At 44.6% G+C, this 17143-nt stretch carries 12 protein-coding genes; 8 read left to right on the top strand and 4 right to left on the bottom strand.

The features are described from left to right. Positions 1 to 85: 85 nt before the first annotated feature. Entirely contained in the window at positions 86 to 1495 is a 1410-nt protein-coding gene (locus ABD894_RS09815) for a sugar MFS transporter (protein WP_345210843.1), read from the top strand. A 55-nt stretch (positions 1496 to 1550) separates the two neighbouring features. On the opposite strand, the gene ABD894_RS09810 is transcribed toward ABD894_RS09815, so the two are convergent. Next, a complete protein-coding gene (locus tag ABD894_RS09810) occupies positions 1551 to 2573 on the bottom strand; it encodes a nucleoside hydrolase (protein WP_345210842.1) in 1023 nt (340 codons plus the stop codon). A gap of 263 nt (positions 2574 to 2836) precedes the next feature. Further along, positions 2837 to 3574: an NUDIX hydrolase gene (locus ABD894_RS09805; protein WP_345210841.1), complete on the bottom strand. Its 738-nt coding sequence runs from the start codon at positions 3572 to 3574 to the stop codon at positions 2837 to 2839. Between the two features lie 135 nt (positions 3575 to 3709). Between ABD894_RS09805 and ABD894_RS09800 the strand changes: the two genes are divergently transcribed. The 5 genes from ABD894_RS09800 to ABD894_RS09780 all read left to right on the top strand — a co-directional run bounded on the left by ABD894_RS09800 (position 3710) and on the right by ABD894_RS09780 (position 11875). Then, the gene (locus ABD894_RS09800; RefSeq protein ID WP_345210840.1) at positions 3710 to 5956 is read left to right on the top strand and encodes a TonB-dependent receptor; all 2247 of its coding nucleotides are present in this window, start codon (positions 3710 to 3712) and stop codon (positions 5954 to 5956) included. Between the two features lie 2 nt (positions 5957 to 5958). After that, positions 5959 to 7431, top strand: a complete 1473-nt coding sequence (locus ABD894_RS09795) for a glycoside hydrolase family 30 protein (protein ID WP_345210839.1) — start codon at positions 5959 to 5961, stop codon at positions 7429 to 7431. 11 nt (positions 7432 to 7442) lie between these two features. After that, positions 7443 to 9542 (top strand): beta-galactosidase, encoded by a 2100-nt coding sequence (locus ABD894_RS09790; RefSeq protein WP_345210838.1) that lies wholly within the window; start codon positions 7443 to 7445, stop codon positions 9540 to 9542. Positions 9543 to 9944: 402 nt separating this feature from the next. Further along, entirely contained in the window at positions 9945 to 10619 is a 675-nt protein-coding gene (locus tag ABD894_RS09785) for a response regulator transcription factor (protein WP_345210837.1), read from the top strand. Then, on the top strand, positions 10616 to 11875 hold the full coding sequence (locus ABD894_RS09780; RefSeq protein WP_345210836.1) for a sensor histidine kinase: 1260 nt from the start codon (positions 10616 to 10618) through the stop codon (positions 11873 to 11875). Before ABD894_RS09785 ends, ABD894_RS09780 begins: the two co-directional genes overlap by 4 nt. Position 11876: 1 nt before the next feature. On the opposite strand, the gene ABD894_RS09775 is transcribed toward ABD894_RS09780, so the two are convergent. Then, positions 11877 to 13979 (bottom strand): glycoside hydrolase family 97 protein, encoded by a 2103-nt coding sequence (locus ABD894_RS09775; protein ID WP_345210835.1) that lies wholly within the window; start codon positions 13977 to 13979, stop codon positions 11877 to 11879. A gap of 386 nt (positions 13980 to 14365) precedes the next feature. Here ABD894_RS09775 and ABD894_RS09770 point away from each other — a divergent pair, with 386 nt between their 5' ends. Beyond that, a complete protein-coding gene (locus ABD894_RS09770; RefSeq protein WP_345210834.1) occupies positions 14366 to 15682 on the top strand; it encodes a gluconate:H+ symporter in 1317 nt (438 codons plus the stop codon). A gap of 24 nt (positions 15683 to 15706) precedes the next feature. Beyond that, the gene (locus tag ABD894_RS09765; RefSeq protein WP_345210833.1) at positions 15707 to 16261 is read left to right on the top strand and encodes a hypothetical protein; all 555 of its coding nucleotides are present in this window, start codon (positions 15707 to 15709) and stop codon (positions 16259 to 16261) included. A gap of 2 nt (positions 16262 to 16263) precedes the next feature. On the opposite strand, the gene ABD894_RS09760 is transcribed toward ABD894_RS09765, so the two are convergent. Then, on the bottom strand, positions 16264 to 17130 hold the full coding sequence (locus ABD894_RS09760) for a LysR family transcriptional regulator (protein ID WP_345210832.1): 867 nt from the start codon (positions 17128 to 17130) through the stop codon (positions 16264 to 16266). Positions 17131 to 17143 lie beyond the last annotated feature (13 nt).

Here is a 17143-nt window from a genome sequence, read left to right as displayed (position 1 = left end):
TAATTTAAAGCCGCAAAGCAGCCCGAAAGGGTTGCTTTGTTTGTTTTAATGCAGATTTTGCACACTTCTATATTTTTTGAATAACATGGCTAAAAATCAACCGGCATCTACTAACTATACCCTTCCGTTAGTAACGCTTACTTCGCTTTTTTTTATGTGGGGTTTTATCACCTGCATGAATGATGTTTTGATACCGCACCTGAAAGAGCTGTTCAAACTATCCTACACTCAATCAATGCTGATACAGTTTTGCTTTTTTGGCGCTTACTTTATCGGCTCGCTCATCTATTTCTTTATCTCCTATTACAAAGGCGACCCTATTAACCGCATAGGTTATAAGAACGGCATTTTACTGGGCCTGCTGGTATCGGCTATAGGCTGCGCCTTGTTTTACCCCGCGGCTACGGCAGGGGTTTACGGCTTATTTTTGGCCGCGCTGTTTGTATTGGGCTTAGGTTTTACGCTGCTGCAAATAGCGGCCAATGCCTATGTATCCTTACTGGGTTCGCCCGAAAGCGCTTCGAGCAGGCTGAACTTGACGCAGGCCTTTAATGCTTTGGGTACAACCATTGCCCCGGTATTGGGCGGCTTTTTGATATTGCAATTCTTTTCAGATAATGGGGTGATCACCGCGGCATCAACCCGTATGCCTTACCTTACTTTCGCGGGGATCTTCCTGTTACTGATGTTGCTGATCTACCGGGTTAAGTTGCCGCAGTTCGCATCCGAAGAAATGGAAACCCAGGGCCTTGGCGCTTTAAAGTTCATGAACCTTAAACTGGGTGTGGTAGCCATATTTTGCTATGTGGGTGCCGAAGTTGCCATTGGCAGTTTCATCATCAGCCTGCTTAAACACGGGGATATTGCCGGGCTGGACGAAACCGTAAGCAAAAACTACCTGGCCTTATACTGGGGCGGAGCCATGCTGGGCAGGTTTTTGGGTGCTATATCGCTCAATCAATCATTAAGCGCGGTAAAAAAGATACTGTATATGGTGGTAACGGCGGTGTTGGTTTTCGGGGTGATATTTTCTATTGTTGATCTTAGTTTCGCGCAAATCCAACCCTTTTTGATATTTATCGTTATCAACCTGCTGGCATTCCTGCTGGGCAAGTCATCGCCGGGCCGCACATTGCTGCTATTTGCATCGGTTAACGTGGTATTGTTGCTTATTACCGTTTTTACGGGCGGGCATACGGCTATGTGGTCGGTTATAGCGATAGGTTTGTTTAACTCCATTATGTACTCCAATATTTACACGCTGGCCATTGCCGATCTGGGTAAATATACCAGCCAGGGTTCGTCGCTGTTAGTAATGGCTATACTTGGCGGGGCGGTGTTCCCGCTGGCGCAGGGTGCCCTTACCGATGTGGTGGGAATACAAACAGCCTTGCTGCTGCCTGTATTAAATTACCTGTACCTGATATTCTTTGGTTATTACTGCTGGCGCAAGTTTAGCCATGTAACCATGGGCGCTGCAAAAGGCGGGCATTAAGTATAACATCAATCCCCGCCCATAGAACTAACTATAAGGCGGGGGTATTGATAAATTAGTTCTTCAACAGGGCAAGCTTCGCGAAAAAATCGTTGAACATGAGGTTGATATCCAAATGGGTGTACACCCTTATATTACGGCCTTTGGCATTATATTCGTAAGCGCCCGCGTTGTTAATCAGCGGGGCGTTTTTTAATACATAAGTGCTTGATGATGGGTCGGCCTCAAAAGAGGATTGCAAAGCGGTAAGCAACACCAGCGGACTATCGCCCATGATATAGGTTTCGCCAATATTGAGCTGGTATTTTTTCAGCATCACCATCAGGTTACCAATCACTCCGCTTAAATAGCTACCCAAAACACCCTTTGGTTTTATTTGGGTTTGCAGCTGCGAGTAAGGCAACAAAGCCTGACGGTAAGCATTACGCGGCACCTGCCACATTGATACATTACTACGATTGAACAAGGCTTTAGCAGCGGCTATATCAATATTTAAATTATACTCGGGGTTAGAATAATTAGGCGGTGGCAAAGCCAGATCGGTATATTCCGGGCCGCCTATCCATATCAGGGTAAGCTTACCCGCAATTTGCGGATCTGTTAACGCGGCCGAAGCTATTTCGGTTAAGCCCGCGCCACAAAGTATGTATAGCGGCTGTTGGGTATCGGTACGCAGGGCTTCTTTAATAATGGCATTTACCGCCGCGCTTTTCACAGGCGTACTATCATTCGCCATAGCCGTGTTTGAACCCGCGATAACCGGGATACGGCCATCCAGCTTCATTACCTTAAGCAATTCGGTAGCTTTTTTGGCGGCGTTATCGGCCTGGGTAGTGGAGTTATCAAAGCCGTCGCCCACTTTAAGGTGTGAGCCAATGATAGCCCTTACCTCTACCGATGGCGACAGCAGCAAGTGCGCAAGCTGGAAAAGCCCGTCGGGGTCGCCGCTGAAATCGTTATCCACAATAACCCGCATACGCGGCGTTATAGCACTTTCGGGTTTCGTTTGTTTCTGACTAAAGGCAATAGTAGTATCGGCCAGCAACAGCAGCGATACCATTACGATAAATTTTTGCATGGTTTATTATTGCTTTATAAAGAAGCAATAATAAAGAATATTTCATTAAATCAAGCTATTATCGCAATAATAATAGCGATACTTCCGTCCACAGGTATTCGGAAGATTCTAAATGTCATGCTGAACTTGTTTCAGCATCCCACGGGCAAGGTAAACACTTTGCTTATCTGATACTTTTCTAATGATATGCCGAAATAAATTCGGCATGACTGATTATGAAATTGATCTTCCGAACACTTGAGCACTTCCCTCTAACTAATAACTTACCAGTTAAAGTTCTTTAAAGATTCGCCGTACTTAGCCGGATCAAACTTATACAGGTCGGGTGCTTTGTGGGCTCCGCCTTTACGGGTTTTTGGCAGTTTAATTAAAATATCGTACTTCATTATACGCCTGTAAAAATTACCGCGGTTCAGCGTGGTGCCTAATATGGCCTCGTATAAGTTTTGCAGTTCGGTAAGAGTAAACTCATCGGGCAATAAATTATAACCGATGGGTTTATAGGTAAGCTGTTCGCGCAGTACCTCCAGGCCTTTATCCAGTATGCGGCGGTGGTCCATCACCATTTCGGGGATCTGATCTACCGGGCACCACTCACAGGCATCCGAAAATTCATCGGTTACGGGCACTACCTTGGTATGGTCAACCAGGGCATAATAACTGGTTGAAATAAAACGCTGCTTATGCCAAAGGTCATCCGGGTAATCTTTAAAATAAGCTTCGGAACGGTTTGCTTCGCCAAAGGTGGCAAACTGGTGCAAAAATATATGATCAACCCCGGTACGTTCTTTTAAAACACGCTCAACGGCCGCGTCAATATTCTCCTGCTTTTGTACATAACCGCCGGGCAGTATCCATTTCTGATCGCCGCCTATACGCAGTAATAAAACATTTAACTGGCTGTCATGAAAACCAAAAACCACGCTATCAACAGATAAGTGGGGAATGCAAGTTTCCCACAGCGTTTTACTATTAGCTAAAATCCTTTCGTTAATGCTCATTACCACAAATGTAATATTCGTAGCATAAAAATTTGGAAGTTTCATAAAAACACTTTACTATTGATTCATATTGAAGCAATAAAATTTATCATTGCCCCAATTATTACCAACCTATAAAATTTTTTATTCCCCATTATGATAAGGAAACATAAGTTGTTACTGTGCATAGCCGTTCATAGCATGCCATTTTTTGCCGTAGCCCAGCAAACAGAGAAACCGGTACCGGCAGATACTTCCCGCGTTAAAAAAACGAAAGCGCCTGCCAAAGAAGAAGAAAACCGTAACGTAATGCTAAACGCGGCCAGCAATACCGGCCCGCGCGAGGTGAACATCGGTTTACCATCAAACGTTGGCGGTATCACTATTTTAGAGAATGATATGCCCGTTGTGCACTTCTTTTGGCCTGAATTGCCTACCACCTCATGGCGCCAAAGCAACAGCCTGGGTAAAGTAGGTTTGCTTAAACTGGGCGAAGTTGCCATTACCCAGGGCGATTTAGGTTATGCCGTAAACTCTTATGCCCGCAAAGGAACCGCTAAAACCGAATTGCTGGGGAGCTTATCAACCAATCAGTTCGGATGGTTAAAAGGTGACATAACGCTATCGGGGCCGTTGAAAAACAACTGGTTTTATACCGCCGGCGTATACGAAAATTTCGACCCATCAACTTACGACATGAAATTTGCCCGTTATGTTGATAAAACGCAGATCTATCGCGCCGGTTTAACCAAGCTATTCAACAACAATAAAGGCGAGGTGAGTTTATTTTATAAATACTCCAGTTCGGCATCGCTTACCAATTACAGCGTATTCAGGTACCAAGAGGGCGGTGTGGCGCAAGAGCTATCAAACTTCCGTATCGGCCGCGATTCGTACTTCTTAAACAGTGGCACCATTCGCTTTAAGGATATTTTAACCGGCGAATACATGGATAAAAACCTGGGCAGCGATGCTACCTCATCAACCCATACTATTGACCTGGTAGGTAACTACGCCCTCAACGACTCATGGAAACTAAACTTCAACGCCCGTTATCATGCCACCAAGGCTACCTTGTTTTACGCCATTCCGTTAGGTACGGTATCGCAATCATCGGCAGATAATTTTACTTATTCTGATGGATCAAGGTATACCGGCGATGTACAATCTGTAATGGGTATGTACAGTCCTAATGTGCCTACGCATACGCTGATGTCGCGCGTGGAAATTGTAAAGAAAACCGATAAACATAATTGGCGCATAGGCCTTACCGAATCATATTATAATGTAAACAAATTTACATCGAACCGTAGTTTTTATTACCAGGAAGTAGCCGCCAACCCGGCACAGCTGTACAGAAGCGGCGCTACCGATGGCTCTAATACTGACGACGCGGGCTTTTACAATTACAACATAGCCGGTGAATATCACAATGGTTATGAGAACAAGGTAGCCGCCTTTTTCTCCGACGACTGGACAGTATCTGACAAGCTTACCGTTACCTACGGTTTAAACTTAAAGTATAACAAAGTAAAAGGCGATTATTACGAGCAACAACGCAGTCCGGGTATTGTACTGGGCGATTTGCAGACCACCAATTTTGATAAGAACTACTTTAACAAGGCGTTTGATATAAACGCGGTATATAAAATAACACCTAAGTTTGGTTTACTGGCAGAGGCCATGTACACCGAGCAAAGCGGCAGGCTCGAAAATTACTCGGGCGCGCTTGACCCGATGGTGCGTGTAAGCAAAAGCCCTTACGGCAGCTTCGGTATTTATCTTAACAGCGATAAATTCAGCCTGGTATCGGCAGTGAATTACTTAACGAGGGATAACGTGCAAACCCGCCTTAACCTGGTTAACCCTACCAACAGCAGTCAGGCACAGGCCGCAACGGTTTACTACGGCATCAGAACCATCGGCTGGACTACCGACATCGTTACTTCGCCGTTCAAAAACTTCGACCTGCACTATTTAATTACCCTGCAAGATCCGGTTTACCGCAACTATACTTTTAGCGCGTTTGGTAATGATTATAACTATAATGGCAAAAGCGTACTGGAAATATCAAAAGTACTGATGGAAATTGACCCAAGCTATACCATGAACAAATGGCGTTTTTGGGCAAGTTTACGCTCGTACAGCCAGCAGTTTGCCAACCTTACCAACGTACTGTACTTTAAAAGCCGCTGGGAAACTTTTGCAGGCGCTGCCTTTGCCCTTAACAAACATTACGATTTTGGGTTAACGGTAGTGAATCCGCTTAATCAGCGCGGCGCTAAGGGCACTATCTCAGGCGCGGAGCTGATTACCGATCCGTCGCCGTATTACAACAGTATTTTAACCGGCTCATACATCAGGCCATTTACTATAGAAGCAACTGTTAACTTTAAATTTTAACTATGAGCAATCGATTGAAATTTTTAGCGCGCGCACTGGCAACCGTTGGCATTGCGCAATTACTCACTGCCAATGCAGGCGCGCAAACCATGGAATGGGTTACCTCAAGCGCTACCGAAAACTGGAAGGTGCAGCATAAAATCCCGACAGGTAAGGCAGGTAAAACGGCTGATGCCACTATTACTAACCAAAAGTTACAGGTAATTGACGGCTGGGGCGGATGCTTTAACGAACTCGGCTGGACATCATTAAACGTACTGCCGGCAGCAGATCAGCAGGCTATTTTTAAGGAACTGTTTTCGCCGGGCGCGGGTGCCAACTTTAATATTTGCCGCATGCCTATAGGCGCTAACGATTTTGCACGCAAGTGGTACTCTTACGATGAAACCGACGGCGATTTCGGGCTGACCAATTTTAGTATTGCCAACGATGAAGAAACACTCATCCCGTTCATTAAAAGCGCGCTTAAACAAAACCCGAAGCTGAAATTGTGGGCTTCGCCGTGGTCGCCGCCGGTGTGGATGAAGGTAAATAAGCAATACGCGGGCGCACCTTTCCCTAAAACGGGTGTTAAGGCATGGCAGGATCTGCGTTTTGATTTTGACAGTTTGGATAATGGCGTAAAACCGGGACAAGAAGGAAAAGAAGGCACCAACATGTTTATACAGGATGAGCAGCATTTTAAAAGCTATGCCAATTATTTTGCCGAGTTTATTAAAGCTTACCGCAAGCAAAACATCAACATTGGTATGGTAATGCCGCAAAACGAGTTTAACTCGCCGCAAACGTTCCCAAGCTGCACTTGGACGGCCGATGGTCTATCGAAATTTGTGAGCTATTTAGGCCCCGAAATGAACAAGCTGGGCGTGAATATTTTTATGGGCACGGTAGAGCGCGGCAACCCTAAACTGGCCGATACGGTGATCAGCAGCGCGGCAAGCGGCAAATACATTAAGGGTGCGGGCTTTCAATGGGCGGGTAAGGATGCGATAGCTACCATACATCAAAAGTACCCGGCATTGAAACTCTATCAATCTGAACAGGAATGCGGTAACGGCCTTAACGACTGGAAGTATTGCACCTATACATGGAGCCTGATGAAACACTATTTAAGCAACGGTGCCAATGCCTACATGTACTGGAACATCTCCTTGCAAAACGGCGGCAAAAGTACCTGGGGTTGGTTCCAAAATTCGTTAATAACGGTTGATACCACCGCCAAAACCTATAAATACAATTACGAGTATTACTTAATGAAACACTTTAGCCATTACATACAACCGGGCGCTTACCGCCTGCAAACCGATGGCAGCTTTGGTAACTTACTGGCCTTTCAAAACCCGGATAAGAGCATGGTTATCGTAGCTTATAACGAGGGCACAGCTGCCAAAAAGATCAGCATTAACGCGGGCGGCAAAACCTGGGAGCCTGAATTAGCACCCGATTCGTTCCATACCTTTTACATTAAAAACTAAATAGCGGTATTATGCAAAGTATATTCCATTTAAAACAGCTGAAGCTATGGGGCATGCTGGCATTGCTTTTTGCTGTAGTAACGCAGGTCAGCGCGCAGTACAAACCCGATAAGCTATTATTTGGTGTAGCCTATTACGATGAGTATATGCCTTATGAACGGCTGAACAAGGATATAAAAATGATGCAAGCCGCGGGCATCAATGTGGTGCGCATTGCCGAATCAACCTGGGGAACAGTTGAGCCGCAGGAAGATGTGTATGATTTTACGCATATCGACAGGGTGTTAAGCGCCATGCATAAAGCAGGCATCAGGGTAATTGTGGGTACGCCTACCTACGCCGTACCTACCTGGCTGGCAAAAAAATATCCGGATGTGCTGGCTATTACCGCCAAGGGGCAAAACCAGTATGGCGCAAGGCAAAACATGGATATCACCAATATCCATTTCAGGGAGCATGCCGAAAAAGTGATCCGCAAAATAATGGAGCACGTGAAGGATAACCCGGCCATTATTGGTTACCAGGTAGATAATGAAACCAAAGCTTACGGTACCAGCGGCCCCAATGTACAAAAGCAGTTTGTTGAGTACATGAAAGCAAAATATCCAAGTTTGGATAGCCTGAACAAAGCATTTGGCCTCAATTACTGGAGTAATCGCATCAATAGTTGGGACGATTTTCCGTCGGTTAACGGCAGCATCAATGCCAGCCTAACCTCGGAGTTCGCCAAATTTCAACGCAAACTGGTTACCGATTACCTGGCATGGCAGGCAGGCATTGTTCGCGAATACAAACGACCGGGGCAATTCATCACCCAAAACTTTGATTTTGAATGGCGTAATTATTCGTACGGCATTCAGCCTGATGTTGACCACTTCGCGGCAGCAAAAGCCATGGATATTGCCGGGGTAGATATCTATCACCCATCGCAGGATCAACTTACCGGTACCGAAATTTCTTTCGGCGGTGATGTGACCCGCTCCATGAAGAACGGCCAAAACTATATGGTGATCGAAACCGAGGCACAGGGCTTTCCGCAATGGCTGCCGTATCCGGGGCAATTACGTTTACAGGCGTTCAGCCATCTGGCTTCGGGTGCAAGCATGCTGTCGTACTGGCACTGGCACTCCATCCATAATTCGGCAGAAACTTATTGGAAAGGTTTGCTGAGCCAGGATTTTGAACCAAACCCAACCTACGACGAAGCCAAAACCATTGGTGCCGATTTTAAAAAGCTAAGCGATAAACTGGTCAACCTGAAAAAGACCAATAAGGTTGCCGTACTGTTCAGCAATGAAGCATTAACGGCTTTCAACGCGTTCTCATTTGGCTGGGGCCGTACCGAAAATTACAACGATATACTACGCCCTTTGTACGACGCGCTTTACCGCCTCAATGTTGGTGTTGATTTTGTTGACCCAAGCAGCAAGCTCGAAAACTATAAGTTGCTGGTTGTACCCGCGCTATATGCCGCGCCCGACAGCCTGTTGCAAAGGCTTAACCTGTTTGTAAAGAACGGCGGCCATATTGTGTATACCTTTAAAAGCGGCTACTCAAACGAGAATGTAAAGGTGCGTTCGGTTAAGCAACCGGGTATTATCAGCGAAGCCTGTGGTATCAGCTACAGCCAGTTTACCTTCCCCGAAAATGTATCGTTAAAAGGCGATCCGTTTAATGTGGGTAAGCAAAACAACACCATACAAAAATGGATGGAGCTGATTACCCCTACTACCGCCAAAGTGCTGGCCACTTATGATCACCCGGTTTGGGGCAAGTACGCGGCCATTACCCAAAACAATTACGGCAAGGGCGTGGCTACCTACATAGGCTGCATGACCGGTGATCTACTTACCGAAAAAATAATGGAGAACGCCGTAAAAACTGCCGGACTTTGGGGTGCCGATCAACAGCTGCACTTCCCGCTCATTGTAAAATCGGGTGTAAACCAGCAGGGCAAAACCATCCATTATTACTTTAATTATTCGGCGCAGGCGCAAACATTTACTTACCCGCACAAAGCAGGTAAGGAGTTATTGACAGATACCGAAACCGCTTCGGGCACACAGTTATCCATACCCGCATGGGGTATAAAAATACTGGAGGAACGTTAGCTCCGGTCAATGTTTGTTTTATTAGGAAAGCTCGGGTCGGTTGACCCGGGCTTTCCTTGTTTTATGGGGGTGCTTACACCGTCAAACTTCGTTAGTGATGGTATTTAAGCGCTTTAACAATTCCTCCCGTGCGGTTCGCGATAGCGGGATCCTTTCCGTGTTAATTACTATTTGATAGTTCTCTACCTTTTCTATTTTCGGCAATGCCGCCCACTATATATGATTTATGAACAATGTGGATGCCGGAGAAAACAGGCACATTCTAATTTTTATTGAGTCTGATTAAATACGTATTTTTGTACAAGCAAACCGGCAAAACATAGTATTGAATTATTTTTTGCAGGCAACCATTGGTTATAAACCGGCGTAATCCTATTGAAAAATTATGTCCGTACGTTAAAGATGAAAGTATTACTTGTAGAAGATGAGCCTGTACTGGCAGACGAAATAGTGGGATATTTTTCGTCGCAGGGATTTTTGGTAGAGCATGCCGATACTTACGCAACCGCGGCCGAAAAAATAGATAATTATACCTATGATGTTGTAATACTTGATATTACCCTGCCCGGCGGTTCGGGTATTGAGTTGATACCGGGTATACTTAAGCAAAATGTAGAAACCGGTATCATTGTATTATCAGCCAAAAACTCGTTACATGATAAACTGCAGGGTTTAAACCGGGGTGCCGACGATTACCTCACCAAACCTTTCTATCTTGAAGAACTTAGCGCACGCTTATACGCGCTTTTTCGTCGTAAAATGCTGAAGGGAACAGGAAATATCAGGTTTGATAATTTCACTATAGACCCGCAATCGAAAGTACTGCTGTTTAATGATGAAGAGATCATGCTTACAAAAAAAGAATATCAGCTACTGCTCTATTTTATTGTGAACCGCAACCGCGTGGTAAGTAAACCGGCCATTGCCGAACATATTTGGGGCGACCATGTAGATCAATCAAATAATTTCGACGCGGTGTATGTACACCTTACCAATCTGCGTAAAAAACTAAATAATGCGGCCAATAAAGATTACATTAAAACTTTATACGGCATGGGCTATAAATTTACTGCATGAAGCTGCTTACCAAAACCAGTTTACATTATTTATGGGTAAGCATGTCGCTTTTGAGCATCACCTGTGTGCTGCTTTTTTCATTATTAAAGCGTGATGTATCTGCCGAGATAGAAGAACAGCTGGAATTGCAGCACGATATGGTTACTGCCGAAATACAAAAAGGCAACCCTGTAAATTTTCCGCTGGTGATGGTAAAGCCCGAAAAAAGCAAAAGCACCGATGCCGTATTTAGCGATACCGTAATGCACGATGCCCGGCAAAACGTGAGCGAAGATTATTACATGCTCACACAATCTAAACTGATCAACGGCAAATATTACCGCATAACGGTAATGACTACTTACATAGGCTGGAATGAATATTTAAAGGCCATTACTACCATTTTTATTGTGCTCGCTGTACTGCTCATAGTAGCCGGAACAGTGGTCAATTACCTGATAAGCCGCAAAGTATGGAAGCCCTTCTTCACCAACATGCAGTTGTTAAAAAACTTTTCGGTAGCTAAAAACGAAGAGCTGGTGTTAACCAAATCAAACATCAACGAGTTTGAGGAGCTTAACGCCGTGATGCTCAGCTTTGCCGATCATGCACGTAAGGAATACAAAGGCTTGCAGGAGTTCTCCGAAAACGCGTCGCACGAGTTGCAAACGCCTATCAGCATTATCAGAACCCGGCTCGATAGTATCAGTCAGCTGCCTTTACCCAACGAAGCGGTCGGTTATCTTGGCGACGCGAAAAGATCGCTCACCCGCTTGAGCAAGGTAAACAAGGGTTTATTATTGCTGGCCAAGCTCACTCATGACAGCTTTCCCGATCAGCAGGAAATGTCGCTATCTGCTGCGCTTAATGATGTTATCAGTCAGCTGGAAGAATTGTTTTTGAGCCGCGGACTCCAATTGCAGCAGCACGTAGCCGAGGTGAGCGCAAAGGCAAGTCCGCATTTGGTGAATATTATGCTATCGAACCTGTTATCGAACATGCTGAAGAATACCCGTCCGGACGCGGCTTTATCGGTAAGCCTTAATGCAGATAAACTGATCTTTAAAAACGAGGGCGAACCGCTGCCGTTCGCGGAGGAGGTGCTGTTTACCCGTTTTAAAAAGAACAAGAAAGCCCAAAGCGGTATAGGCCTCGGGCTTTCTATAGTAAGGCAAATTTGCCAGGTACATCAGTGGGATATTCAATACAGTTATACCAATCAAACTCACATTTTCACTGTATATCTTAAAGCTGATCAATACCCGGCATTCGCCTAAATTATTTTATACTGATAGCCAAACCACCACCCGGTGCTATAGCCTGTTTCAGTACCGTTTTTGAGGTAACCTTCATTTTACGAATGGTGTAGCTTTGCGGATTTTTATCATAATCAGCATCCTTGCCATCGGCGTAAATGGTAGCTTCATAAGTTTTACCTTTGGGTAGGTAATCAAATTTAACTACCGCTGTGCGGGCATTTTCGTCGGTCACGCTGCCTACATACCACTCGTCTTTACCTTTGGCTTTACGGGCAATGGTAATGTAATCACCGGGTTCGGCTTCCAGTATATAGGTATCATCCCAATCAACGGCTACGTCTTTAATAAACTGAAACGCGTCCGAAAACTTGTTGTAGGTTTCGGGCAGGTCGGCAGCCATTTGCAGCGGACTGTACATGGTTACATACAGCGCCAGTTGCTTAACCAGCGTAGTGTGCACAAACGAATTATTATCCGGATTGTACGCGTTTATTTTTGTCTGGAAGATACCGGGAGTATAATCCATCGGCCCGCCAACTAACCTGGTAAAAGGCAAAATAGTAGTATGATCGGGGTTGTTACCGCCAAATGATTCGTACTCGGTACCACGTGCCGCTTCGTTACCAATCAGGTTAGGATAAGTACGTGCCAAACCTGTTGGCCTGATGGCTTCGTGGGCGTTCACCATAATTTTATAATCGGCAGCCTTGGTAATGGCATACAGGTAATGGTTAACCAGCCATTGGCCATAATGGTGCTCGCCACGCGGAATGATCTGCCCTACATAGCCGCTTTTTACAGCGTTGTAACCATTCTCCACCATAAATTTATAAGCGGTATCTAAATGGCGCTCATAGTTACGTACCGAACCTGAAGTTTCGTGGTGCATAATAATTTTAACACCTTTTGAGGCCGCGTAGCGGTGCAGTTCCTTCACATCAAAATCGGGATACGGGGTTACAAAATCAAAAACATAGTCTTTGGTTTTGCCAAACCAGTCTTCCCAACCTTCGTTCCAGCCTTCAACCAGTACGGCATCAAAACCGTTTTTGGCCGCGAAATCAATATATTCTTTTACATGCGCTGTATTGGCGCCATGTTTACCGTTAGGTTTGGTTTTGCTGTAATCGGTAATGCCCAGCTGCACATTCTCCAGGTCGGTATAGGCCCAAGTGCTTTTACCGGTGATCATTTCCCACCATACGCCAATGTATTTTACGGGTTTTATCCACGATACATCTTTAAACTTAGTAGGCTCGTTCAGGTTATATACCAATTTTGATAACAGGATGTCGCCCGCTTTATCGCTCACAATAACGGTACGCCAAGGTGATTGGGTAGGCGCTTGCATGTAGCCTTTATCACCTATTGCATCGGGGGTTAAAAATGATTCGAGCACGAAGTTCTTGTCATCCAGGTTTAACGACATGCACGAGTAATCAACCAGCGCGGCTTCGTGTATATTGATGTACAAACCATCCTTGCTTTTCATCATCAGCGGGGTTTGCAGCCCGGTTGGCGAAAAGGTGGTTTGCGATACATTGGGTGTTACAGCGGCTTTCATTTTACCGCGAACTTCAGATAGGTTTGACGTTACCGTGCTGTACTCCTGCGTATCAAAATCGCCGGGCAGCCAAAACGCTTTATGGTCGCCTGCTAAGGCAAACTGCGTATGCTCTTCCTTAATAATAAAGTAATTGAGGTTAGGCTGCGACGGAAATTCGTACCTAAAACCCAAACCATCGTTAAACAAACGGAAACGGATGCGGATAAACCTGTCTTTAACGGCCTTTTGGCTTAAGGTTACCAGCAACTCGTTATAATGGTTACGGATAGTTTTTTGCTCGCCCCAAACTGGGTTCCAGCTTTCGTCAAAGGTGCTTTGCTCGGTTTTGGTGATGGTAAAACCATCTAAAAACGAGGGAACATCTTTAGTTTCTAAACCCAGCTTACTGGTTTTAATAACGTCCTTCTTTTTATAGGTTAACTGATACGTGGGTACGCCACCGGTTTGCAACCCGAAAGTAAGTGTAAGATTTTTGTCGGGCGATGTAATAACCTGGGCTTTTAACATAAAAGTACTACCTAAAATTACCAGGATAACAAGTAAAGATCTACGCATTGTTTTAAACAGATTTTGCATTAAGAATATTAATTGGTTGATACAAAATTTGTAAACGTTTAGGCGGAGTGCCTTTTTTTTATTGATAATATAAAAAATTTAAACCCTGTTTTGAATCAATTAGCTATATATCAATATTATATATAAATATCACACCGTAATTATCCTCGATTTATTTAAAAGTTTTTTATGTAGAAACAGGGTATAATGGAAAAAACAGCAGTATTAAAAGGGCCTTTTCAGGTTAAAAAGCCATGGTAATTTTTATGTGATAAATGCCATACTTAAATACGGGTATGTTAACTTGCAATGGTTATACCGCGTTTAATTTACGCGGATAATAGTTACATTAGAGCTGCCTGTAAATCCAATTATTACAAATACCTATGGCGATACTAATTATTTTATGTTGTATCATTTTGCTTATCGCGCTGGTAAGCTGGGCTAAGATCAACCCTTTCCTGGCCTTCCTTATCGTATCGGTAACGGCGGGTTTGCTGCTCAAAATTCCGCCGCTTAAGCTAATGGCCTCCATACAAAAAGGACTGGGTGATACGCTTGGATCGCTGGTGATCATTATTTGCCTCGGGGCTATGCTGGGCAAGCTTATAGCCGCCAGCGGCGCGGCGCAAAAAATTGCCGAAGTATTGGTAAATGCCGTGGGTAAAAAATATATTCAATGGGCATTGGTGTTTGCGGGTTTTATTATCGGGATCCCTCTGTTTTATGGTATCGGCTTTGTACTGATGGTACCTTTGATATTTTCTGTAGTATATAAGTATAAATTGCCTGCGGTTTACATCGGCCTGCCTATGCTGGCCTCGCTTTCGGTAACGCACGGTTTTTTACCGCCCCACCCCTCGCCCGCCGCGTTGGTGGTACAGTTTAACGCCAATATGGGGCTAACGCTTATTTACGGATTGATGATCGCTATCCCGGCCATCATTATCGCGGGGCCTTTATTCGCGCAGCTGTTAAAAAAGATTCCCTCAAAACCACTCGACACCTTTCGCCCGGAAGATATGCCCGCCGATAAACTTCCCGGCGCTTTTAAAAGCTTTTTTATAGCACTGCTGCCGGTGCTTTTACTCATGATGACAGCCGCCTTACCCTACATTTCCAACATCCCGCCTGAACTGTTAAAATGGCTGACTTATATAGGTGAGCCATCTATGGTAATGCTGATCACCCTTGCTGTGGCTACTTATTTTTTGGGTATAAAACAGGGCAAAAGCATGAAGCAGCTCAACGTTGTTTATGTTGATGCTATAAAAGACATTGCCGTTATTTTACTCATTATAGGTGGTTCGGGTTCGTTTAAACAGGTATTGACCGATAGCGGCGCGAGTAACGAGATAGGCCTGCAATTGCAAAACCTGCACCTGCACCCGCTTATCCTCGGCTGGTTGATAGCGGCCATCATCAGGGCGAGTTTAGGTTCGGCCACTGTTGCAGGGCTTACCGCCGCGGGTATTATAGGCGCTACCATGCAGCAAAACCATGTAGACCCTAACCTGATGGTACTTTCCATTGGCGCAGGCAGCCTCGCCTTTTCACACGTTAACGATTCGGGCTTTTGGCTATATAAAGAGTATTTTAACCTTACTATTAAGGATACCTTCAAGTCGTGGTCGGCCATGGAATCATTAATAGCCGTGGTGGGCTTGGGTGGGGTGATGCTGCTTAATGTGTTTGTTGGTTAACTTTATTCTTTTTAACTTACGCTTATGCGGAATATCACACAGAAAGAAATCCCCAGATCAATAATAAAAGGAGGAGGAGGCATTGGCATTGATGCCAATTTTTTAGATGGTAAAGGGAAAATACTTTTTTTAAACCCGGTGTGCACTATCTTGGGAATGGGCGATATCCCACATACCATGTTTACTACCCCGCAATTTCAGGAAGTGGCTTTACCTCCAAATATTACTGAGCGTATTTACGAATTAAAGAGGTTTATTTTTCAACCAACTTTCTCAAAGCCCGACTTAATAAAAAAAGACTACGCTGCTATTTCAAAATGGATAAGCGACTTCAAAAACATTGAAGAACTAATTTTCAGACATGTGACATTAGACCATTTGGAGGATATTACAGATGTGCCTGTTCAACATTTAATATTTGAGGATATTAAGTTTAACGACGATAAAAGATTGATTGAAGCAATTGCAAAATTCAAAAACCTGAAAGAGATCTCTCATGACCAATCGCTCCCCGAAGAACTTATAACATCGTTAAAGAATCCAAACCTGAAATTAACGGTTATTACTGAACACGAATAAGATTAGCCCTGCACCTTATGCATATCTGCAAAAACCTGTAATGCCCGCGAAGGTGGTACATCTTTGCGGTAAATGAGTACGGTGGTCATGGTGCCCAGTTCTTTATTCAGCGGAAAAGCAATCAGTTTGCGCCCTGCATAATAATGCTCCATAACTTCGGCGGGTAAAATAGTAATGCCCAGTCCGGCTTCCACAAAATTGATAATGCCCTCCAATGAGTTAAGCACGATGCTTTTATATTTAATAATCCCCTTCGCGCTCAACCACGATTCCAGCCTTGCCCTGAATATGCAGCCCTGATCAAATACTATAATTTTCACCGGTTGCTTATTAAGCACCTCGCTTATTTTAGCCGTTTGGGCCGATGATACGATCACCAGTTGCTCATCCCTTATATGGATCTGATCCAGCTCGGGCTGGCTTACCGGGGCCGAAACAAAAGCCGCATCCAGCTTAAAATTCAACACCTCGCTGATCAGCGTACTCCGCATAGCCGACCGGAATTCCAGATCGACATCCGGGTAGTTTTCGGCAAAGTAGTTGATAATTTCGGGAGCTTTTAATGCCATGGTGGTTTCAATGCAGCCGATTTTTAACTGACCTATTATCTGCCCCGCATTTTTAATATCGTACTTTGCCTCATCAATCAGGTGGTTTATTTTTTTGCAATACTGCATCAACGTTTCGCCCGCTGTTGTAAGCGCCACCTTGCGCGATGTACGCGTGAACAACTCTACTCCAAACTCCTCTTCCAGGCTTTTAATGCGTGCCGTTACGTTTGATTGTACGGTAAAGGTGGCCTCGGCAGCCTTGGTAAAACTGCCGTGTGCCGCTACCGCTTCAAATATTTTAAGGTCGTTGGTATTCATATCCTGTCTGCAA

This window comes from Mucilaginibacter gynuensis (assembly GCF_039541195.1).
Taxonomy (GTDB): Bacteria; Bacteroidota; Bacteroidia; order Sphingobacteriales; family Sphingobacteriaceae; genus Mucilaginibacter; species Mucilaginibacter gynuensis.
This window is presented reverse-complemented; position numbering and strand designations above follow the sequence as displayed.